The sequence below is a fragment of the Pseudomonas sp. HS-18 genome (assembly GCF_020401845.1).
Classification (GTDB): domain Bacteria; phylum Pseudomonadota; class Gammaproteobacteria; order Pseudomonadales; family Pseudomonadaceae; genus Pseudomonas; species Pseudomonas nitroreducens.
This window is the reverse complement of record NZ_CP084413.1, coordinates 26016-45018: the sequence shown is the minus strand read 5'-3', so window position 1 is coordinate 45018 and position 19003 is coordinate 26016. Positions and strand designations below refer to the sequence as shown.

The window sequence follows — 19003 nt, the reverse complement described above, 5'->3', positions numbered from 1 at the left end:
TGCCGGAGCCATGTCCTCCCGCATCGCCACCGAGGATTCGCCGACCGCGCGCGCCGAGGCAGCCCAGCCCATGGTCAGCTTCCGCAACGTGTGCAAGAGCTACGGCAGCTTCAGCGTGCTCAAGGACCTCAACCTGGATGTGGGCGCCAACGAGAAGGTCGCCATCATCGGCCCCAGCGGCTCGGGCAAGTCGACCCTGCTGCGCGCGCTGATGACCCTGGAGAGCATCGACAGCGGTGTAATCGAGGTGGACGGCGAACCGCTGACCCACCTCAAGCGCAACGACGCCCTGGTGCGCGCGCCGGAAAGCCACGTGCGCAAGGTGCGCAGCAAGATCGGCATGGTGTTCCAGAGCTTCAATCTGTTCCCGCACATGAGCGCGCTGCGCAATGTGATGGAAGCGCCGGTGCAGGTGCTCGGCATGCGCCGCGACGAAGCGCGCGAGCGGGCGATGGAGCTGCTCGAGATGGTCGGCCTGGGCAACAAGCTCGAGCACTATCCTTCGCAGCTTTCCGGCGGCCAGCAGCAGCGCGTGGCCATCGCCCGTGCCCTGGCGATGCGGCCCAAGGTGATGCTGTTCGACGAGGTGACCTCGGCGCTGGACCCGGAGCTGTGCGGTGAAGTGCTCAACGTGGTGCGCAAGCTGGGCGCCGAGCACAACCTGACGATGCTCATGGTCACCCACCAGATGGGCTTCGCCCGCGAGTTCGCCGACCGCGTGTGCTTCTTCCACCAGGGCAGCATCCTCGAGCAGGGCAGCCCGCAGCAGTTCTTCGGCAACCCGAAGCACGAGCGGACGCGGGCGTTCCTGAGTGCGGTGAACGAGGCGAACTGATGGATTCGGAGGCTTTGCCTTACCTGTAGGACCGAGGGGGCGCCTGGCCCTTGCTCGTTCCTACAAAAAGCTGCCTTCAGGCGTCAGCGACGAAGCGGAAGCCGGCGCCCTCGGCGTCGGTGCGCATCACTTCCATCTCAAGAATCGGTGCATCGAAGGGCATGTCCTGCACCTGGCCGGTGACGCGCGTCCCCGCGGGCAGTGCGGCGAGTACTTCATGGCGAACGTAGACGCCGCCGTCCGACAAGTCACGGGTGTGGCCGAACACGTCGCCGAAGTCGGGGTGGCTGATCTTGATCCGGCACTTCATCGGGGTCCGAGGGTACTGCCTTTGGTTGGCCATGGATGGCATCCGTCCTGAATGTCAGCGCATTAATGGGCCTCAAACCCATGGGTCAGGTCAAGCCAGCAGTTGCAGCAGCAGCCAGAGATTGGCGGCGCTGATGACGCAGAACAAGGTCCACGCCAGCACGCGGGTCAGCAGGCTGTTGACGAACTCGCCCATCAGCGCGCGATCGCTGGTGAAGCGGATCAGCGGCCAGAGTGCGAAGGGCAGTTGCAGGCTGAGCACCACCTGGCTGAGCACCAGCAGCTTGCCGATTGCCTTGTCGCCCAGCATCAGAACGCCGATCAGCGCCGGGATCAGCGCCAGCGCGCGGGTGATCAGGCGGCGCTGCCAGCAGGGAATCTTCATCTGCAGGAAGCCTTCCATGATCACCTGCCCGGCGATGGTGCCGGTGAAGGTGGAACTCTGCCCCGAAGCGAGCAGCGCAACGCCGAAGAGAATCGCCGCCAGGCCGATGCCCACCAGCGGCTCAAGCAGGCGGTAGGCGTCCTGGATCTCGGTGACGCCGGTGTGGCCGGTCTCGTGGAAGGCCGCGGCGGCGAGGATCAGGATGGCGGCGTTGATCAGTAGCGCGAGGCTCAGCGAGACCACGGTGTCGATGCGCGTCAGGCGGATCGCCGCAGCCTTGCCGTTGCTGCCGCTGACCTGGCGCGTCTGCACGATCGAAGAGTGCAGGTAGAGGTTGTGCGGCATCACCGTGGCGCCGAGGATACCGATGGCCAGGTACAGCGGCTCGCGTTGGCTGATGGCGTCCCAGCTGGGCAGGAAGCCGGCGGCAACGTCCGGCCAGTGTGGCTTGATGAGAATCAGCTCGACCAGGTAGCAGCCGCTGATGGTGATGATCAGGCCGAGCATGATCGCTTCCAGGTGGCGGAAGCGCTGGCCCTTGAGGCCGAGCACGATGAGCGTGTCGAAGGCGGTTAGGATGACGCCGGTGACCAGGTCGACACCCAGCAACAGGTGGAAGGCGAGGGCGCAGCCGAGCACTTCGGCAAGGTCCGTGGCGACGATCGACAGTTCCGCCAGCAGCCATTGCAGGCGAGCGCCGCCCAGGCTGTAGCGACTGCGCGACAGCTGCGCCAGGTCCTGGCCAGTGACGATTCCCAGACGCATGGCCAGGCACTGCAGGACCATCCCCGCGAGGCTCGACAGCAGCACCACGAACAGCAACTGGTAGCCGAAGCCGGAGCCGGCCTCGATGGCGGTGGCCCAGTTGCCCGGGTCCATGTAGCCGATGGAGACCAGCAGGCCGGGGCCGGCGAACTGCAGGATGCGCTTCCACAATGGCGCGCTGGCCGCAACCTGGATGCTGCCTTTGACTTCCGAGGGACAGAACGGCGCAGTGGCGGTGGTCGGCAGGCCGAGCATGGGGGGGTTCCTGGAGCGTGGGACGTTCAGCCTGACGCCCCACGCTTCAATAATCCAGGGGCGCCGTGCCTATCGGGTCGATTGAGCGACGCGCGCTCAGTACCACTTCGCCTCGCCTTCGGGCCGCTTCTTGAAGCGTTTCATGGTCCACATGTACTGGCTCGGGTAGGCGCGCACGTACTTGGCCAGCTCACGGCTGAGGGCTGCCACCGACACTGCCATGTCCTTGTCGTACATGTCCGCCGGCGCCGCTTCGAGGATCACCTTGTAGCCGCTGCCATCGGGCAGGCGCACGGCGTGGAAGAACACCCCGCGCGCCTTGCCGCGCGAGAGCAGCGACGGCACGAACTTGCTGGTCAGCGCGGTGGTACCCAGGTAGGGCACGAACAGGCCCGAGCCGAGGTCCGGTTCCGGGTCACAGGGAATGCCGACGCAGCCGCCATTCTTCACTTCCTTGATCACGCTCTTGATGCCTTCGGGCGTGGACGGCGCGACGCGGTTGCCCAGCTGCACGCGCTGCTTCTTCAGCAGGTCGTCCACCGCCTTCAGCTTGGGCGGGCGGTAGAAGATGATCGGCTTGGCGTAGGAGCAGTAGAAGTGGTTGAGCACTTCCCAGTTGCCCAGGTGGCTGGTGATGCCGACCAGGCCGTCACCGGAGGCCAGCGCTTCTTCCAGCACTTCCATGCCTTCCACTTCGCGGATGTACTGCAGCGATTTCTGCGGCGACCACATCCAGGCGCAGGCGCTCTCGGTGAGCGTGCGGCCGATGTCCATCAGGCTCCGGCCGACGAGCTTTTCCAGCTCGGCTGCGGACAGCTCGGGGAAGCAGTGCGACAGGTTGATCCGAACGATCTCGCGGGAGCGGTTGGGCAGCTTCCACATCAGCCAGCCAATACCCGCGCCCAATGCGCCCACCGCGCGCCACGGCAGCATGGCGAACAACCGCAGGAAGCCCACCACCAGTGCGCCCTTGAATTTCTCCACGGAAAACTCCTTCAAGCAGATGGCGGCCATTGTAGCCGCTCGCGCCGGCATTTCGGGCATCGCCGGCCGCCTCCACTCGATCAGCACAGAGCGAACACGCGGCGCCCACACCGCGCGCGCAACCTGCGACCATCCGATCCACAGGCCCGGAGGTCCGCGATGCGTCCCCGAACCTTACTTGCACGGCTGTGCTGCCTGCTGGCGATGGGCGCCAGCCTGACGGCGCTGGCTGCCGACGACAGCTCCTCGAATGAAAACAAGGCCAGGATCCGCAGGCGAGCCAGCCCGTCGATCAACCCCTGCCATTGCCCCAAGGCGTGAACAACAGCGCCATCGGCAGCGCGGTGCCGGGCACACCCGATCCCGGCGCCTGGGGCTCACTGGGCTCAGTGCGTGGTGGTGGCGGAGAAGGGCGGCATGACGCGCCGCCTGTGCGGCTGGAGGTGGTTGCTGCTCGCCGCGCTGGCGGCCTGGCCCAGTGGGCTGCGGCCGACGCGCAAGCTGCACCCGGCAGAAGACTGCTTCCGCGCAACCGGCTACCGCATCGAGCAGATCCAACTGCGCAAGCGCGTGGGAGCAGAAGGTTTGCAGCGCTGCTTCGTCGTCACGCGCGACGGCGTGACATTGCAGGTCTACAACTACATCCAGGACGCTGCCTTAGGCGCGGGTCAGCTGGTTGTAGCGGTCGCAGTCGGTGGTGTGGTCCATCACCATGCCGGTGGCCTGCATGAAGGCGTAGCAGATGGTCGGGCCAACGAAATTGAAACCGGCCTTGCGCAGCGCCTTGCTCATCGCCTCGGCCTCGGGCGTCACCGCCGGCACCTGGCCGCGTTCGCTGAAGTGATTGACCTTGGGCTTACCGCCGACGAAGGACCAGAGGAACGTCACCGGGTCATCCAGCTCCAGCCAGGCCCGGGCGTTCTGCCGCGCCGCCTTGAGCTTGGCGAAGTTGCGGATGATGCCCGGGTCCTGCATGCGCTCCTCAATCTCCTCGTCGCTCATGCGCGCCAGGCGCTCGGGATCGAAGCCGAACAGCACCTCACGGTAGCGCTCGCGCTTCTTCAGCACGGTGATCCACGAAAGCCCCGCCTGCGCGCCTTCAAGGATGAGCATCTCGAACAACGCCCGCGGATCGCGCTGGGGCACTCCCCATTCGGCATCGTGGTAGGCGATGTACAGCGGGTCGTCGTTACACCAGAAGCAGCGGGGCATGGCGATCGTCCTGACAGGGAAAGCCCGACTATAGACAATTCACTGTATGAAAATACAGTCATCCGGCAAATTTTCCGGTCGATTCGTGAACTTCCGCCGGGCGGCCGGAAATCGCTGAGAAGCCCAAGCTGCAGGCGTCTTGGGGTATACTGCCGGGTTTTAGTCGCATATCCAGCACAGGTGAAATTCGTGAGCCAGACTACGCCCGCCGTGCCCACCTTCCAGGACCTGATCCTCGCCCTGCAAAAATACTGGGCCGATCAGGGCTGTGTGGTGCTGCAGCCCTACGACATGGAAGTAGGCGCCGGCACCTTCCACACCGCCACCTTCCTCCGCGCCGTGGGCCCGGAAACCTGGAACGCGGCGTACGTGCAACCCAGCCGCCGCCCCACCGACGGCCGCTACGGCGAAAACCCCAACCGCCTGCAGCACTACTACCAGTTCCAGGTAGTCCTGAAGCCCAACCCGGAAAACTTCCAGGAGCTGTACCTGGGCTCGCTGCAGGCCATCGGCATCGACCCGCTGGTGCACGACATCCGTTTCGTCGAGGACAACTGGGAGTCGCCGACCCTCGGCGCCTGGGGACTGGGCTGGGAAATCTGGCTGAACGGCATGGAAGTCACCCAGTTCACCTACTTCCAGCAAGTGGGCGGCATCGAGTGCTACCCGGTCACCGGTGAGATCACCTACGGCCTGGAACGCCTGGCCATGTACATCCAGGGCGTCGACTCGGTATACGACCTGGTGTGGGCCGATGGCCCGTTCGGCAAGGTCACCTACGGCGACGTGTTCCACCAGAACGAAGTGGAGCAGTCGACCTACAACTTCGAACACGCCAACGTCGAGAAGCTGTTCGAGCTGTTCGACTTCTACGAAAGCGAAGCCAACCGCCTGATCGAGCTGCAACTGCCGCTGCCGACCTACGAGATGGTCCTCAAGGCCTCGCACACCTTCAACCTGCTGGACGCCCGCCGCGCCATCTCGGTGACCGAGCGTCAGCGCTACATCCTGCGCGTGCGCACCCTGGCCCGCGCCGTGGCGCAGAGCTACCTGCAGGCCCGCGCCCGCCTCGGCTTCCCGATGGCCACACCCGAACTGCGTGACGAAGTACTGGCCAAGCTGAAGGAGGCCGAATAATGAGCGCGAAGGATTTCCTCGTCGAACTGGGCACCGAAGAGCTGCCACCCAAGGCGCTGAAGAGCCTCGGTGAAGCCTTCCTGGCCGGCATCGAGAAGGGCCTGAAGGCCGCCGGCCTGACTTACGCCGCCGCACGCTGCTACGCCGCGCCGCGCCGCCTGGCCGTGCAGATCGACCAGCTTGCCGTGCAGCAGCCCGACCGTACCGTGAACCTCGACGGCCCGCCGCTGCAGGCTGCCTTCGACGCCAGCGGCAACCCGACCCAGGCCGCCCTGGGCTTCGCCAAGAAATGCGGCGTGGACCTGGAGCAGATCGACAAGAGCGGCCCGAAACTGAAGTTCAGCCAGACCATCGCCGGCCAGCCGGCCGTTGGCCTGCTGCCGGGCATCGTCGAAACCTCGCTGAACGAGCTGCCGATTCCCAAGCGCATGCGCTGGGCTGCCCGTCGCGAAGAGTTCGTGCGTCCGACCCAGTGGCTGGTGATGCTGTTCGGCGATGACGTCGTCGACTGCGAGATCCTCACCAAGAAAGCCGGTCGCGAATCCCGCGGCCATCGCTTCCACAATCCGGCCAACGTGCGCATCAGCGCCCCGGCCAACTACCTGGAAGACCTGCGCAGCGCCCACGTGCTGGCCGACTTCGCCGAGCGCCGCGAGATCATCTCCAAGCGCGTCGCCGAGCTGGCCGCCGAGCAGAAGGGCAGCGCCATCGTCCCGGCCGACCTGCTGGACGAAGTGACCGCGCTGGTCGAGTGGCCGGTCCCGCTGGTGTGCTCCTTCGAGGAACGCTTCCTCGCCGTGCCGCAGGAAGCACTGATCACCACCATGCAGGACAACCAGAAGTACTTCTGCCTGCTGGACGCCAACGGCAAGCTGCTGCCGCGCTTCATCACCGTGGCCAACGTCGAGAGCAAGGCACCGGAGCACATCGTCTCCGGCAACGAGAAGGTGGTGCGCCCGCGCCTGACCGACGCCGAGTTCTTCTTCAAGCAGGACCAGAAGCAGCCGCTGGAAGCCTTCAACGCCCGCCTGAAGAACGTGGTGTTCCAGGCCCAACTCGGCACCGTGTACGAGAAGGCCGAGCGCGTCTCCAAGCTGGCCGCCTACATCGCCGAGCGCATCGGCGGTGACGCGACCAACGCCGCCCGCGCCGGCATCCTCTGCAAGTGCGACCTGGCCACCGAGATGGTCGGCGAGTTCCCGGAGATGCAAGGCATCGCCGGTTACTACTACGCCACTGCCGGTGGCGAAGCCAAGGATGTCGCCCTGGCGCTGAACGAGCAGTACATGCCGCGCGGCGCTGGCGCGGAATTGCCGGGCACCCTCACCGGCGCCGCAGTCGCCGTGGCCGACAAGCTCGACACCCTGGTCGGCATCTTCGGCATCGGCATGCTGCCCACCGGCAGCAAGGACCCCTACGCCCTGCGCCGCGCCGCCCTGGGCGTGCTGCGAATCCTCATCGAGAAGCAGCTGGACCTGGACCTGGTCGACGCCATCGGCGTGGCTGTGGCCCAGTACGGCGACAAGGTGAAAGCCGAGGGTCTGTCCGAGCAGGTACAGGACTTCGTCTTTGATCGCCTGCGTGCCCGTTACGAGGACGAGGGCGTGGACGTCGCCGTGTATCAGGCCGTCCGCGCGCTCAAGCCGACCGCTCCGCTGGACTTCGACCAGCGCGTGCAGGCCGTCCAGGCGTTCCGCCAGTTGCCAGAAGCCGCAGCCCTGGCCGCTGCCAACAAGCGCGTGTCGAACATCCTGGCCAAGGCAGAAGGCGAGGTGCCTGCCACCGTCAACGCCAGCCTGTTCGCCGAGACCGCCGAGAAGGCCCTTGGCAGCGCCGTGGCAAGCGCCGAAGCGGAAGTAGCTCCGCTGGCCGCGGCTCGCGATTATCGCGCAGCCCTGGCCCAACTGGCGGCCCTGCGCGCGCCGGTCGATGCCTTCTTCGAGGAAGTACTGGTCAACGCGGACGACAGCGCCGTGAAGGCCAACCGCTACGCACTGCTGGCCAAGCTTCGCGGGCTGTTCCTCGGCGTCGCCGACATCTCGCTGCTGGGCTGATGCCTGCCTGAGGAAGCCGGGAGTTCGAAACGGTTCACCGTAACGGACTCCCGGCTTTTTCGTTTCCGACTTCTCCACGCGCCCGACTTACCGAAGCCCCCATGAAGCTACTGATCCTCGACCGTGACGGCGTCATCAACCAGGACTCCGACGACTACATCAAATCCCTTGCCGAGTGGATTCCGATCCCCAGCGCCATCACTGCCATCGCGCGCCTCAGCAAAGCCGGCTGGACCGTAGCCGTGGCCACTAACCAGTCCGGCATCGCCCGGGGCTATTACGACCTGGCCACGCTGGAAAGCATGCACGCGCGCCTGCGGGAATTGGTGGCGGAGCAGGGGGGTGAACTCGGGATGGTGGTCTACTGTCCCCATGGTCCCGACGACGGCTGCGACTGCCGCAAGCCGAAACCCGGTATGCTGCGGCAGATAGCCCAGCACTACGGCGTAGATCTGACGGGCGTCTGGTTCGTCGGTGACAGCCGGGGTGACCTGGACGCCGCGCTGGCCGTCGATTGTCTGCCTGTGTTGGTAAAGACCGGCAAGGGCGAGCGTACGTTGGCCAAGACGTTGCCAGAAGGCACGCTGGTATTCGACGATCTGGCAGCGGTTGCCGACCACCTACTTTCCTGAGGATCCATCTCCCATGTCGATAGTGCAGGCCATCAGAACCGTTCTCTTCTACCTGCTGCTGTCGTCCAGCGCCTTCGTCTGGGGCACCCTCAGCCTGCTCATCGCGCCCTTCCTGCCATTCCGCGCGCGCTACCGCTTCATCGCGCAGGCCTGGTGCAAGTTCGCCGTCTGGCTCGCCGGCGTGATGGTCGGCGTGCGCTACGAACTCAAGGGTGCGGAGAACATCCCGGATCAGCCCTGTGTGATCCTCGCCAAGCACCAGAGCACCTGGGAGACCTTCTTCCTCACCGGCTACTTCGAGCCGCTCAGCCAGGTACTCAAGCGCGAGTTGCTGTTCGTTCCCTTCTTCGGCTGGGCCATGGCGCTGCTCAAGCCCATTGCGATCAACCGCGAGCAACCGAAGCTGGCCCTCAAGCAGATCGCCAAACAGGGTGACGAGCGCCTCAAGCAGGGCGCCTGGGTACTGATCTTCCCGGAAGGCACCCGCGTCCCCACGGGCCAGATCGGCAAATTCTCCCGTGGCGGCGCGGCACTGGCGGTCAACGCCAACCTGCCGGTTCTGCCGATCGCACACAACGCCGGGCACTGCTGGCCGAAGAATGGCTGGGCGAAGTTCCCCGGCACCATCCAGGTGGTGATAGGCCCGGCCATGTATGCAGAAGGCGAGGGCGCACGCGCCATTACCGAGCTCAACCAGCGCGCCGAGAACTGGGTTGCGCAGACCCTGCGCGAGATGGGCGAGCTGCCGGCCGATGCCACGCCGCAGGCAGTTGCCGAAGCCTCCTGACGCTCACGCCGACAAAAGAAAAGGGCCCCGAAGGGCCCTTTCTTTTTGCCTGTCGCTTTCCCGAATGGAGGTCGTCAAAGATAACCGACATTCCCCAACCCGCAAGCCTTGATTCTATCGTTGTCACTTCAAAGTTAAGCGGCATGCTTAATCAAAGTAAAATGGCAAAAACCTATGTTTCGTCAAAGTAAATCGACACATTACCTACAGAGGCGCCTGCCTGATAACTGGCATAAAGTGGTTTGATGAAGTTAATGGCTTATTGACAAAATGTCAATGCAATTCAGATTGCAACACCACAACTGCTGGAGCAATATGGTGCTCAGTGGCACTTATTGGAGGACGGTAAAAGCCTTACCGATTCAATGAGAGAGAGATAAAAATCTAGTGATACACGGCCTTTGGGTTTAAAGCTAACAACAGCGTAGTAATCACTATCAGTTTCAATGCACCATAGACCTCGTTGATATTTGTGAATACCAACGATCTGAGCCGGGAAAATTTGGCAACCATCGCCAGTATGGCGCGAGTCATATACCTTCCCAACAACATGGCAAACACAGATTTCAACATCAAGAAGATAGCCCGTTACAATGCAATCCAAATCATAGCTACGTAACCGCTCGTAACGAGACTGGACTGATAGACTGGTACTAACTAGCTTGCGCTTCACTTTAGTGCGCCAAAGCGTAGAGTAGAAGCTTTTGCACGTCGATGAGAAAACCTCGTCTTCCATCCCCTTCTGGAAGCTCAATCTCAGTCAGCAACCCGCGAGCCCTAAGTGAATTAGCCAAATGTGCAGGCAGTTTTCCCATATCGCGTGCAGCTTTTGACAGAACGATATGGCGACTCTTGAATTCGTTAAACTCAGGAAGAGATATGTAGTACCTAGCGTGCTCACCATGTGACTCAGAACGCGCCTTCAACAGACCACCATTGATCCACCCTTTGACTTCTGCATGCTTGTAGCCAAATAAATCGAGCATATCCGCCACAGACATTTCAACTTTTCTGCCTGAGCGATCAACAATTAAATCAATGTCCGCGTCATCAAAAATATAACGATCCATCCCTTGCTTGGACTGATCAATGTGAACGCACTGAATTTCTCCGGAAAATATCGCAGTATAGATATCTTCCGAGATACTTTTATTTAACCTTCTACGACTAATCGAGCACATGGTTGAGCCCGATAAAAATTTCTTAGGCTGGTAATAACTTTCGAGATTTTCAATCAGCTGCAACACTGATTCTCTTTTAAATTTTCCACGAGAAAACTTACTCCGAGATTCATTGCTAACTGGAACCAGAATCTCACACTCAACAAGTCGATCCTTCAGACGTTTAGGAATACCCAAAAGATCCATTACTTTGTTACCGTCAAGAAATTTCTCTGACTCTTGTCGCAACCGGTCAACCTCAACCCTTGAAACCATACAGAATTCATTAGCAGAGGTTTCAACAATACGCCCTTTAAGATCGCCTGATTTAACCATCGCTACGATCTTGTCGAGAGAAGAGTTAAGCATTCTGGCCGCTTCAGATCCTGTAAGTGACTTCTTCTCTTCCAGTAACGCCGAGCCAATTTGTTTCAATTTTCGGTTTAACGGCGCCTCTGCATGAGCAACTAATTTACGAGAGACCCTATCCCGGAGCTGGTCATAGGGAGCTGAAGTAAAATCTCTATGAAGCCTTTTATACCATCCGCCCAAAGCAGGAATAAAACCACCGGACACCCTTGCATTAGCCGAATTAATACGATCTATAACATTTTTATCAAAAGAATTCTCGAAATCTAATAGGAGCTCAGTTATATCGGATGCAACCTGTATCGCTTGGTCAAACCCAATATTTTTATTCTTATTATAAGTACGCCCTGACTTGAGCTCAGATAGCAGCATCAAGAAATTAGAGAAATCCTCAGGAAGCTTTCCATCAACGGTGATTAATGAAAATACTTCAGCTGCTTTATTGGCATCAGCTAGCATTTTGGCCAATTCAATTTGACCAACTGAAGCAGCCATGCCGCTTACTGGAGACTCACCTAGGCTTGACTCAAAAAACATAAATAAACTTAAATTTGTGCCAAGACCTAGGTTAGCACCGTAATTATTTAACGGCACCAACTGCACACCGTGGGAACTGCAAGCGGTGCAAAGGACGTGACACCATGACTGCCTCAAGTACACAGCATCTTTCATACACTGTGGGCAGACATAATGCTCTTTGAACCGAAAGAAATTACCTCGCCATCTTGCTCCCGTAACAGATCCATAATGGTACATACGCAACAACTGCGTTTGATCTAGGCCATAATACTGAGCAAAACCAGAAATATCCTCATCCGAACAATTACGAGAATCCTTGATACCAACCTCAGTAAGCAGCCAGCTAGGAGATGAATAACCTAGATCCGCCGCTGCACGACACAGATACCCATCAAACGATTCATCATTGTATGGCTTAATAAAGTGAGGATACAGACTAGACATGGGCACGCGCCTGATCCATTGCTGAGGTGTACGACATTGCCATGTCTTGATCAGATATCTTAGCGTCAGGTGCAAATGGATTAGAACCAAGAAGCAAAGAGTATGATGCTCTTTTGTAAGCCGTTTCAAATTCCTCAAGAAAAGCCGACTTAACTTTCATTCGAACGACCTCTTTAATAAGCTTTTCGCTAAAAGCTATGCGACCAGAGCTTGCGACATACATACGCTTAGCAAAATCAAGGTCATTAATCTTGAAAGTCTCTATATTCAATGAATGCAAATACTGGATTGATGCACCTAATGCATTTCGAAAGCACTTGAACTCAGCCCCAACCCATTCATATGGATAAAAATAAAAGGGAGCCATCGACCTTCGCGCAAGTTGATCGTCCCCTTTGAATAGTCGCTCCGCATCGGGAAGACCATATACAGCGATACTCACACCACATTTATTACTTATATGCTTTATTGTATCCCCCATGGCCTTAGGATCTATTCCTACTTTGCGTTCAAGAAGATTTTGAGCCTCATCAAATATGATGAGCTTGACGCCTCTAGATTCAACTTGCTTTCTCAGTCCCTCCAGGGCAAGCGCTTCATTTTTATATGCCCGTGGAGACAGCTTAAAAACCATCAGACACTCATCAATAACGGCTCGGTAGCTACGAATTGGGGGGAATTCGACCACCAGTACTTCATGCTCTCCACCAGCTCTGATTTTCTCTGTCAGAAGCTTGATCGAAAATGTTTTCCCGACACCACTCAGCCCAAACACAGGTTGAATAACAGGCTCTTCTTCCACACAACGAATATATGCGTCATAAACAACATCAACAGCCTCATTAAATCGCTGATGATGTATTACCCTATTAACCATGACCACTACTCCACTCAGAAGGAGTAATATCATCATCATGCGAGGCTTCACTAAAAGTGACCTGCTTCGGTTTTACCGCATCCTTAGATAGCGCTTTTCCGACCTCTTGGTTAAATTCCTTCTTCGTATTACTTCTTACAGACTTATTGACGTCCTTGACTTTGGGTTTACGCCGACTGTCTTCAGTGAATTTTATTAGCTTTCTTGCGTATATTCTCTGAAATTCCTTGCCAGTCATAATGTGGTCTCCAGAATACTCAGCTAGTAACGATGATGCCTCCTCAAATGAGATTTCTGGAATTCCCAGCATTTTATTTTGCGCCTCAATAAGCGTACCCTTTCTATCACTTTTCTTTGCCACATAAATCTTCGTGCAATCAGCCGGATTAAAATACACCAGCACATCTTTTTCTCCGGACTTATCCATGTACCTAGCAAGCTCAGCCGAGTTGAACTGAAAGTTTCTAAAATCCACACCGTAGTGCTGGTACTTTCGCTCCTCGCAATGCATTGTGATAATCAGTTTCTTAAATTTATCAAGAGACGGCGGGGGTAGCGGCTTAAATAGTGACAGTTCTTTTTCCATGGCCTGAGCAATACTCATAGGCTGGCTGTAGATAAACCCCAGATCGGGCCTTAGCTCATGGATATATGTACCATAGAAAAATTCAACAACTTCTTTAAAAATTTTCTCGACTGAATAGCAAGCTTCTTCGTCAGCTTTCGCCATTCTATTTTTAACACGCTTATCGTTACTATTCTTTGCTCCGGGCATGAATCCGAAGAGCCTCTTGTTCAAAATGGAAAACCCGGACTCAACATATCCTTTATCATCACCACGGTACTGACGTGTATTTTTAACAACCACACCAAGCCTGCGAATAACTTCCCAGACCAACTTCCCAAAGTGCTCGGATGCGTTATCAATAACCAGCACGCCGATATGCGCTGCCGAAACTATATTTACCCCGCTCACCCCAAGAAGTTTGTAGTACGCTTCGTCTCGTGGCTTATAGAACTGCTCCAGAACCTTATATAGGCCCATTTCGCTTGGCTTGCCGGCCATAACATAAACAGCAAGCGGGTACGATGTCCTAACATCGCGCATCAGATAGAGCGTAACCTCTGTATGCTTTCTTCCCTGCTCATCCACACTCATGACATCTATGGTGCAGGCATCTAGCTCTACAACAGCGAACACTCTACAGTCGCGGTACTTCTTGATAGCCCTACGCTCTTCAAGATTCAGCTCCCTTTTGCTAAGCCTACCGTTTAAAGCAGACCTAACGGGCAAACCCTCTATAATCCGGCTACATGTGCTTTCACTGATGATTATTTCTGGAGCTTGATCTCCAAGCTTTTGCCTTAAAAGCTCATCAACCTGTTTATAAAAATTTCGCTTATTGACTTTGTCATCGCTGAAGTAAACATCTATTGCTTGCTCTTTAACAAAATCTACATAATCCTTCTTTGTAGACCAGCCGCTACCACCCCTTGCTCGATAATTAGGCACTAGCGCCGCATAATTTCCACCAGCGTACTTTTTATAATATTCTCGAACTGTCCGCAGGCGTACAGGCTTATGACCCTGTTTAAAGCAAAATCTTGCAATAGCACTCTCAATCACGGATTTTTTTGAGCACCTATCTAGATGATCACTGTATAGATCAACTAGCCTAACCCTGAACAGAGCTTCTTCCTTCTCGGCGTCACTTTCTCTATTAGACTCATAAACTTCAATTTCATCATTAAGAACATACTCGCCGGATGAAAACTTCTCATAAAACTCATCACAGTCGACTTCTAGCCTGACACCACCACTGCCTACCAAACGGATGGTGTTAATAGACAGCAGCACTTCATCGATGACGAATATATCGCCATTAATTTTCGTAACCATTCCGACCTTCAAGCCCTCAGACAAAGCTAATTACCTCCAAATGCTTGAGGCTGCCATAGGCCTGAACAACCGGAAAATTCATCCCCATCAAATCCCAATTCAGCAGATCGAAACTTATTACGCCACGCAAAATACCGGCACAAACATACCAATTGACTGGCTCCAACAATCCAGCCAAGTCATTAACTTGATTAATGCCCTGATGAGTTTCGAGTAACCTCTTTAGATCATTCGACCATGTCGTGACAGAGTCAGCATCATGAACACAATATTCATAAAGAATGCGGATATTGTTCTCTGCCTCTCCCAAATCAAGTTCTGTAAGCTTGCAAAAACCAATTGCATTCTTTTCGAATATCTCTTGGATCTGGTCAAAATCTTTGTTGGTCATCCCTAGCAATGCAGCAGACTTAACCTCGACGATAAATTCCTTGCCATTGACTACGATCAAAAAGTCCGGAATGTAATATTTACATCGCGGGTCTAGCTTTATTTTCTTTCTGTACACCTTGCTTCTTGTCAGATTGACGATCAGCGGCTGAAAGTAGATCTCACTGATGCCAGGGTGAAGCACAAAGAGCATCGCGAATAGCCACTCAAGACGTGATTGGCACTTCAGCACCACGTCACCTTTGCCAGCTGAGGACATCCGGAACGCTGGCCGCCCTCGGCGCGTCCGCTTCGCAGGATCAATCTGCCTTTCCGTCGTTGGGGCTACTCTCATTTTGGTACTGTCTCCCAGATTTGAGCACCATAGCCAACCTTTTCTTTGTCGTCAATACTGGAACTGTTCCCCAAATTTGCTAAGCTGGAACCAATCGGGGCCACACCCCAGACCCATCAGGCTGAAGGAACATAGGATGAGCAAGCGGAAGAAAGGGCCCTGGTATGCGATCTACAGGCAGGTGCAGCCCGCATTGGATGCCTACGAAGGCAAGGACAGCATCAACCTTCTCATTCAGCAGCTTGCGGCTGAACACAACTATGAGCCAAAAGTGTTATCGAGAATGATCCGAGCCGGGCGATTCTTAGATCGTCTCGTCGGCCCACTTTCACCAGAAGACGTCCGTGGTGGGTACGCTCACGTTGAGTACATTCAACGCCTGCATGAGCTTGCACCTGAAGAGGCTCAGTCTCTGGTAGGCATGGCGATTTCTAAGAAGGTCACGCTGGAGGCCCTTCAGTCCATCATCGAGAAATACGCTGATCGGATCGCCAAAAGCGATGCAGGGAAACGCTCAAAAGCCCGGTCACTCGTCTTTGAGCATGAACGCAATGCAGTGATGGCATTGACGAACTGTGGCACCGCATTCTTCGGTATCGAGGAAGGCGAAATCATCCACGTCGAGCGCTCCGATGTACTCGGTCAGTTCTTCATCATAAAAGACCGGCATGGCCAAGATAACACCGCCATTTTCTGCCGACTTGGGGACACGTCACGCAAAGCCATCAAAGCTGCCGCTGAATTACTCAAGCTCGCGAAGACCGCACGTAGCTATTTCGACAAGGTTTGGTTTGTTTTTCCAGAGTCATCAGAACTCGTGCACGAACTCGCGTTTCTTACGAACGAAGAAAAGCTTTTTCGCAGTTGGCTCCACCTATCAACGCTGATTAGTGACGGCGAAACATTCAGTTTAAGAGAGGTGACGTCACTTCGACATGCATTGTCACGCGTGCTGGAAGACGGGGCCGACCCTTTCGCATGGAGCGGCCATTACCTCAACGAACTAAAGACTCCAGTTCACGACTCACTGGTCAAGAGAACCTATACATTCACCGTACTGCACAACGAATTTACTACCGAACTAATAACCGATATGCCGACAGACTCGTTTAAAGAATTTATGGATGAAGTCACAACTGTCAATTCCGTACATGACAATGGATACGTGTCGTTTATAAAACAACCCCGCACTTTATAGCGAAACCACCTACTCCTTAATCTAGTACTTATCAGGAGAGAGCCATGGATATCCTCGAAGCGATTAACGAACTGCTTCATGGCGTAGGCGTACCAATGCTCGGACGAGACATGACTGATGATGAAGCTATCAGACATGTAAATAGCCTATCTCTCCTGAAGCCATTCTGTGCTGTGAGGAAATGGATTTGGATTGATCTTGAAATGCCCGATGCTGTCCGCACCAAAATCATGAGTGATGGGCTTCAACCAGTAATGATTTATGCCCATAGCGTTGTTTTTGATAGCGCCGGACGGTTCAACCCAGGCGACTGGGTTCGCAGCACACCTCTTGCCAAACTTTCAGATGGATACCTATTTGAAACACAAAATACAATTTATGTTTTGATCGGCCAAGGAACCCGCAAGTCAGCTCAACTGTCTACCATTATTCATGTTTTCTAGTTTGCCAAATACAGTTTGGTGAACACGAATAAGTTTTTAAGAAAATCAATCCAGTGCGCTAACTACATTCCGCATGGAGCATGACGTTGATGAGTTCACCAAGCCAAACCGATGCCGACATTCACTGCGAGGTGTGCGGAGAGCCAACCCGTGTCCTTGGGTACGGCCAAGAATACGGCACCTTAGAGGCACGCTGGGGTTATGGTTCGAACCATGATGGTGACCACTACCGCGTTCGACTGTGCGAACAGTGCTTTTTTGCCACGCTGGCCTACATCCGGCAGGAGCGTCGGATCAGCAGACTCTTTGACGAAGATGCCCCCGTGGATGATCCATCATTTGGCCGAGTCGCGCGCGATGGCGGGTTTCGCGAGTCGTGACCTGACCTCACCCACTTCCAGGCTTGAATTGAGTTTAAATATCAAGTGAGGTTCTGATGCTTCACCGCCCGATCCACGACGAAGTCATGAACAGAGCTCTACGCATGGCCAACGCCTGCCATCCAGTTGTGGCTGAGCAACATTCTAATGAGCTGGCACGTTACGCACGATTATCAGCTGCGTGCGACGCTCTGGAGTCTTTCATGGGTTGTCGCCCAAGCGCTGATGAAGATGTCTTCAGCTCTCTCGCGCAACGACGTAGCCAGATTGCCGATCTGCTTGCTCTGGCCAATCTGCAAGAATTTGAGAAAGAGTCTTCGCCAGGAATTTACCTAGCTATTCCATACTTCAACCGCTGCTCTGACAAGCAACCTGTTTTCCTATTAAATCGAACCTCGCAGCCAATCACCTACCTCAGTCGATCTTTGTATGCCTACGCAAGTACAGACGATGGTGTCGATGAATACCGGGCAATTGGAAATGCATTCTCGGACGGTATCGCTGCGGATGCAGTGATAGAGTCTGGTGAAAAGCTTCGGATAGACGACTACTCCATGAGCTTTGATGGAGATTTTGTCAGCAACAGACGGGTCATATTGCTGGTTGATGGTCAACGCGGAGAGTGGCTCACCAGCATTTCAAAGCTCGCCGGTTTTCTCTGGGATGAGGATTTGCATGGTCTGCATTTGCTGAAGATAGTGAATTAAAATGTCCAAGCTTGATACTCACGAGGTGATCGCCTTATCTGCATATGCTGAACGTCGCTTGTCCCAGGCGTTTGACTATCGATTTGGTGAGTCGGTAACCGCCTATCTGACTAACACTAGGATTGTTTCTTGCTGCGGTGTTGGCGTGATGCACCGGCATATCAAAGCGGATTCGTCAGGACGATTTCAAGACGGCCACAGGGTGAGAACATCGGACATTCGCCAAGCGGAACAGCGTGGCGCGTTTTGGGTGTTACGCACGCTCAGTGGAAGCTTCTATGTAATTGCCAGCTTCGACCCACACGGCGGTCGGCAGTCACTTCAAAAATTTCTTAAACTGCGTGAGCAGGGTGTTCACCTGACACCTCAACGCATGCAGTAGCGTTTGTTCAAACGCCTAGCACAGCGTCAATGATGGCGCAAAGTGGGTACATACCCATTTGACCTCAAGACTTTCTCAGCAAATTTGTTAATACCATTTTGGGCGATACTGGGGCTGAGGGGACGCTGTATTCATCGCTCACCTGGGGTGTCGCCTTGCTGCGATGGTGATTCAGATCTTGGTGGCACACCTTGTCCGAGGTATGCATCAATCCCTTCAAGCGCCGACTGTAGTCTTTGCCTGAGCACCGGCAGCTCGATAGTTGTCACTACGTGCTGACGATCCGCCATCATAAGAAACGCTGCCAAAGCAGCGTCGGAATGCCTGACCAGAGCCACAAGGTGCTCTCCCCGAGGGCCACTGGATCCTGCTAACCAGTTTTTCACTGTCCGCTCGTTTGCATTCGTCCAGCGCATCAGCGTCTTCGTTGCCTGGTGCGTGTCGCCCAGTTCATTACGTAACGCCTTTGCGAGGCCAGCAGCGTATTGCTTCGGCTCCAGAAAAAATCTGCCCGTTTTAGTGAACATTTTTCCGCCCCCTGTCTT

20 protein-coding genes are annotated in these 19003 nt (G+C 55.7%); 11 read left to right on the top strand and 9 right to left on the bottom strand.

What is annotated here, in order from left to right:
* Nucleotides 1–10 precede the first annotated feature (10 nt).
* Nucleotides 11–835 (top strand): ectoine/hydroxyectoine ABC transporter ATP-binding protein EhuA, encoded by an 825-nt coding sequence (ehuA, locus tag LDJ84_RS00180; RefSeq protein ID WP_318784726.1) that lies wholly within the window; start codon nt 11–13, stop codon nt 833–835.
* Between the two features lie 76 nt (nt 836–911).
* Here ehuA and LDJ84_RS00175 read toward each other — a convergent pair whose 3' ends face one another.
* The 3 genes from LDJ84_RS00175 to LDJ84_RS00165 form a co-directional block, all read right to left on the bottom strand.
* On the bottom strand, nt 912–1178 hold the full coding sequence (locus LDJ84_RS00175) for a PilZ domain-containing protein (RefSeq protein ID WP_024765017.1): 267 nt from the start codon (nt 1176–1178) through the stop codon (nt 912–914).
* Between the two features lie 57 nt (nt 1179–1235).
* Nucleotides 1236–2549, bottom strand: a complete 1314-nt coding sequence (locus LDJ84_RS00170) for an Nramp family divalent metal transporter (protein WP_226045718.1) — start codon at nt 2547–2549, stop codon at nt 1236–1238.
* 96 nt (nt 2550–2645) lie between these two features.
* Nucleotides 2646–3533 carry a lysophospholipid acyltransferase gene (locus LDJ84_RS00165; RefSeq protein WP_024765015.1) on the bottom strand — a complete coding sequence of 296 codons (888 nt, stop codon included), beginning with the start codon at nt 3531–3533 and terminating at the stop codon, nt 2646–2648.
* 159 nt (nt 3534–3692) lie between these two features.
* Here LDJ84_RS00165 and LDJ84_RS00160 point away from each other — a divergent pair, with 159 nt between their 5' ends.
* Complete coding sequence (locus tag LDJ84_RS00160; RefSeq protein ID WP_176707259.1) at nt 3693–3854, top strand: hypothetical protein; 162 nt, start codon at nt 3693–3695, stop codon at nt 3852–3854.
* Nucleotides 3855–4190: 336 nt separating this feature from the next.
* On the opposite strand, the gene LDJ84_RS00155 is transcribed toward LDJ84_RS00160, so the two are convergent.
* Nucleotides 4191–4745: a DNA-3-methyladenine glycosylase I gene (locus LDJ84_RS00155; protein ID WP_024765014.1), complete on the bottom strand. Its 555-nt coding sequence runs from the start codon at nt 4743–4745 to the stop codon at nt 4191–4193.
* A 189-nt stretch (nt 4746–4934) separates the two neighbouring features.
* Here LDJ84_RS00155 and glyQ point away from each other — a divergent pair, with 189 nt between their 5' ends.
* From glyQ to LDJ84_RS00135, 4 genes are all read left to right on the top strand, one after another.
* Nucleotides 4935–5882: a glycine--tRNA ligase subunit alpha gene (gene glyQ, locus LDJ84_RS00150; protein WP_015474809.1), complete on the top strand. Its 948-nt coding sequence runs from the start codon at nt 4935–4937 to the stop codon at nt 5880–5882.
* Complete coding sequence (gene glyS, locus LDJ84_RS00145) at nt 5882–7936, top strand: glycine--tRNA ligase subunit beta (protein WP_226045717.1); 2055 nt, start codon at nt 5882–5884, stop codon at nt 7934–7936. The genes glyQ and glyS overlap by 1 nt, the downstream gene beginning before the upstream one ends.
* Nucleotides 7937–8037: 101 nt before the next feature.
* A complete protein-coding gene (gene gmhB, locus LDJ84_RS00140) occupies nt 8038–8568 on the top strand; it encodes a D-glycero-beta-D-manno-heptose 1,7-bisphosphate 7-phosphatase (RefSeq protein WP_038803451.1) in 531 nt (176 codons plus the stop codon).
* A gap of 13 nt (nt 8569–8581) precedes the next feature.
* Nucleotides 8582–9355 (top strand): lysophospholipid acyltransferase family protein, encoded by a 774-nt coding sequence (locus LDJ84_RS00135; protein ID WP_024765013.1) that lies wholly within the window; start codon nt 8582–8584, stop codon nt 9353–9355.
* A gap of 674 nt (nt 9356–10029) precedes the next feature.
* Here the strand turns inward: LDJ84_RS00135 and LDJ84_RS00130 are convergent.
* Genes LDJ84_RS00130 through LDJ84_RS00115 form a run of 4 tightly spaced genes read right to left on the bottom strand, consistent with a single transcriptional unit; the run spans nt 10030 to nt 15348 of the window.
* Complete coding sequence (locus LDJ84_RS00130) at nt 10030–11847, bottom strand: TniQ family protein (RefSeq protein WP_226045716.1); 1818 nt, start codon at nt 11845–11847, stop codon at nt 10030–10032.
* Nucleotides 11840–12724 (bottom strand): AAA family ATPase, encoded by an 885-nt coding sequence (locus LDJ84_RS00125; protein WP_170915850.1) that lies wholly within the window; start codon nt 12722–12724, stop codon nt 11840–11842. The genes LDJ84_RS00130 and LDJ84_RS00125 overlap by 8 nt, the downstream gene beginning before the upstream one ends.
* Nucleotides 12717–14624 (bottom strand): Mu transposase C-terminal domain-containing protein, encoded by a 1908-nt coding sequence (locus tag LDJ84_RS00120; protein WP_226045715.1) that lies wholly within the window; start codon nt 14622–14624, stop codon nt 12717–12719. The genes LDJ84_RS00125 and LDJ84_RS00120 overlap by 8 nt, the downstream gene beginning before the upstream one ends.
* Before the next feature lie 16 nt (nt 14625–14640).
* Complete coding sequence (locus tag LDJ84_RS00115; RefSeq protein WP_226045714.1) at nt 14641–15348, bottom strand: hypothetical protein; 708 nt, start codon at nt 15346–15348, stop codon at nt 14641–14643.
* Nucleotides 15349–15484: 136 nt separating this feature from the next.
* On the opposite strand from LDJ84_RS00115, the gene LDJ84_RS00110 reads away from it, so the two are divergent.
* The 5 genes from LDJ84_RS00110 to LDJ84_RS00090 all read left to right on the top strand — a co-directional run bounded on the left by LDJ84_RS00110 (nt 15485) and on the right by LDJ84_RS00090 (nt 18458).
* A complete protein-coding gene (locus LDJ84_RS00110) occupies nt 15485–16546 on the top strand; it encodes a hypothetical protein (protein ID WP_003246735.1) in 1062 nt (353 codons plus the stop codon).
* Nucleotides 16547–16590: 44 nt separating this feature from the next.
* Nucleotides 16591–16989 (top strand): DUF6957 family protein, encoded by a 399-nt coding sequence (locus LDJ84_RS00105; protein ID WP_226045713.1) that lies wholly within the window; start codon nt 16591–16593, stop codon nt 16987–16989.
* Between the two features lie 89 nt (nt 16990–17078).
* Complete coding sequence (locus LDJ84_RS00100; protein WP_226045712.1) at nt 17079–17369, top strand: hypothetical protein; 291 nt, start codon at nt 17079–17081, stop codon at nt 17367–17369.
* A gap of 104 nt (nt 17370–17473) precedes the next feature.
* Nucleotides 17474–18076, top strand: a complete 603-nt coding sequence (locus tag LDJ84_RS00095) for a hypothetical protein (protein ID WP_226045711.1) — start codon at nt 17474–17476, stop codon at nt 18074–18076.
* A 1-nt stretch (nt 18077) separates the two neighbouring features.
* Nucleotides 18078–18458, top strand: coding sequence for a hypothetical protein (locus tag LDJ84_RS00090; protein ID WP_226045710.1), 381 nt, complete (start codon nt 18078–18080; stop codon nt 18456–18458).
* 131 nt (nt 18459–18589) lie between these two features.
* Here LDJ84_RS00090 and LDJ84_RS00085 read toward each other — a convergent pair whose 3' ends face one another.
* Complete coding sequence (locus LDJ84_RS00085; RefSeq protein WP_226045709.1) at nt 18590–18985, bottom strand: hypothetical protein; 396 nt, start codon at nt 18983–18985, stop codon at nt 18590–18592.
* Nucleotides 18986–19003: the final 18 nt, after the last annotated feature.

What these genes read in the sequence shown, in the direction of transcription:
- ehuA (WP_318784726.1), top strand. Translation starts at nt 11, where the DNA reads ATGTCCTCCCGCATCGCCACCGAGGATTCGCCGACCGCGCGCGCCGAG.
- LDJ84_RS00175 (WP_024765017.1), bottom strand. Translation starts at nt 1,178, where the DNA reads ATGGCCAACCAAAGGCAGTACCCTCGGACCCCGATGAAGTGCCGGATC.
- LDJ84_RS00170 (WP_226045718.1), bottom strand. Translation starts at nt 2,549, where the DNA reads ATGCTCGGCCTGCCGACCACCGCCACTGCGCCGTTCTGTCCCTCGGAA.
- LDJ84_RS00160 (WP_176707259.1), top strand. Translation starts at nt 3,693, where the DNA reads ATGCGTCCCCGAACCTTACTTGCACGGCTGTGCTGCCTGCTGGCGATG.
- LDJ84_RS00155 (WP_024765014.1), bottom strand. Translation starts at nt 4,745, where the DNA reads ATGCCCCGCTGCTTCTGGTGTAACGACGACCCGCTGTACATCGCCTAC.
- glyS (WP_226045717.1), top strand. Translation starts at nt 5,882, where the DNA reads ATGAGCGCGAAGGATTTCCTCGTCGAACTGGGCACCGAAGAGCTGCCA.
- gmhB (WP_038803451.1), top strand. Translation starts at nt 8,038, where the DNA reads ATGAAGCTACTGATCCTCGACCGTGACGGCGTCATCAACCAGGACTCC.
- LDJ84_RS00135 (WP_024765013.1), top strand. Translation starts at nt 8,582, where the DNA reads ATGTCGATAGTGCAGGCCATCAGAACCGTTCTCTTCTACCTGCTGCTG.
- LDJ84_RS00130 (WP_226045716.1), bottom strand. Translation starts at nt 11,847, where the DNA reads ATGTCTAGTCTGTATCCTCACTTTATTAAGCCATACAATGATGAATCG.
- LDJ84_RS00125 (WP_170915850.1), bottom strand. Translation starts at nt 12,724, where the DNA reads ATGGTTAATAGGGTAATACATCATCAGCGATTTAATGAGGCTGTTGAT.
- LDJ84_RS00120 (WP_226045715.1), bottom strand. Translation starts at nt 14,624, where the DNA reads ATGGTTACGAAAATTAATGGCGATATATTCGTCATCGATGAAGTGCTG.
- LDJ84_RS00115 (WP_226045714.1), bottom strand. Translation starts at nt 15,348, where the DNA reads ATGAGAGTAGCCCCAACGACGGAAAGGCAGATTGATCCTGCGAAGCGG.
- LDJ84_RS00110 (WP_003246735.1), top strand. Translation starts at nt 15,485, where the DNA reads ATGAGCAAGCGGAAGAAAGGGCCCTGGTATGCGATCTACAGGCAGGTG.
- LDJ84_RS00105 (WP_226045713.1), top strand. Translation starts at nt 16,591, where the DNA reads ATGGATATCCTCGAAGCGATTAACGAACTGCTTCATGGCGTAGGCGTA.
- LDJ84_RS00100 (WP_226045712.1), top strand. Translation starts at nt 17,079, where the DNA reads ATGAGTTCACCAAGCCAAACCGATGCCGACATTCACTGCGAGGTGTGC.
- LDJ84_RS00095 (WP_226045711.1), top strand. Translation starts at nt 17,474, where the DNA reads ATGGCCAACGCCTGCCATCCAGTTGTGGCTGAGCAACATTCTAATGAG.
- LDJ84_RS00090 (WP_226045710.1), top strand. Translation starts at nt 18,078, where the DNA reads ATGTCCAAGCTTGATACTCACGAGGTGATCGCCTTATCTGCATATGCT.
- LDJ84_RS00085 (WP_226045709.1), bottom strand. Translation starts at nt 18,985, where the DNA reads ATGTTCACTAAAACGGGCAGATTTTTTCTGGAGCCGAAGCAATACGCT.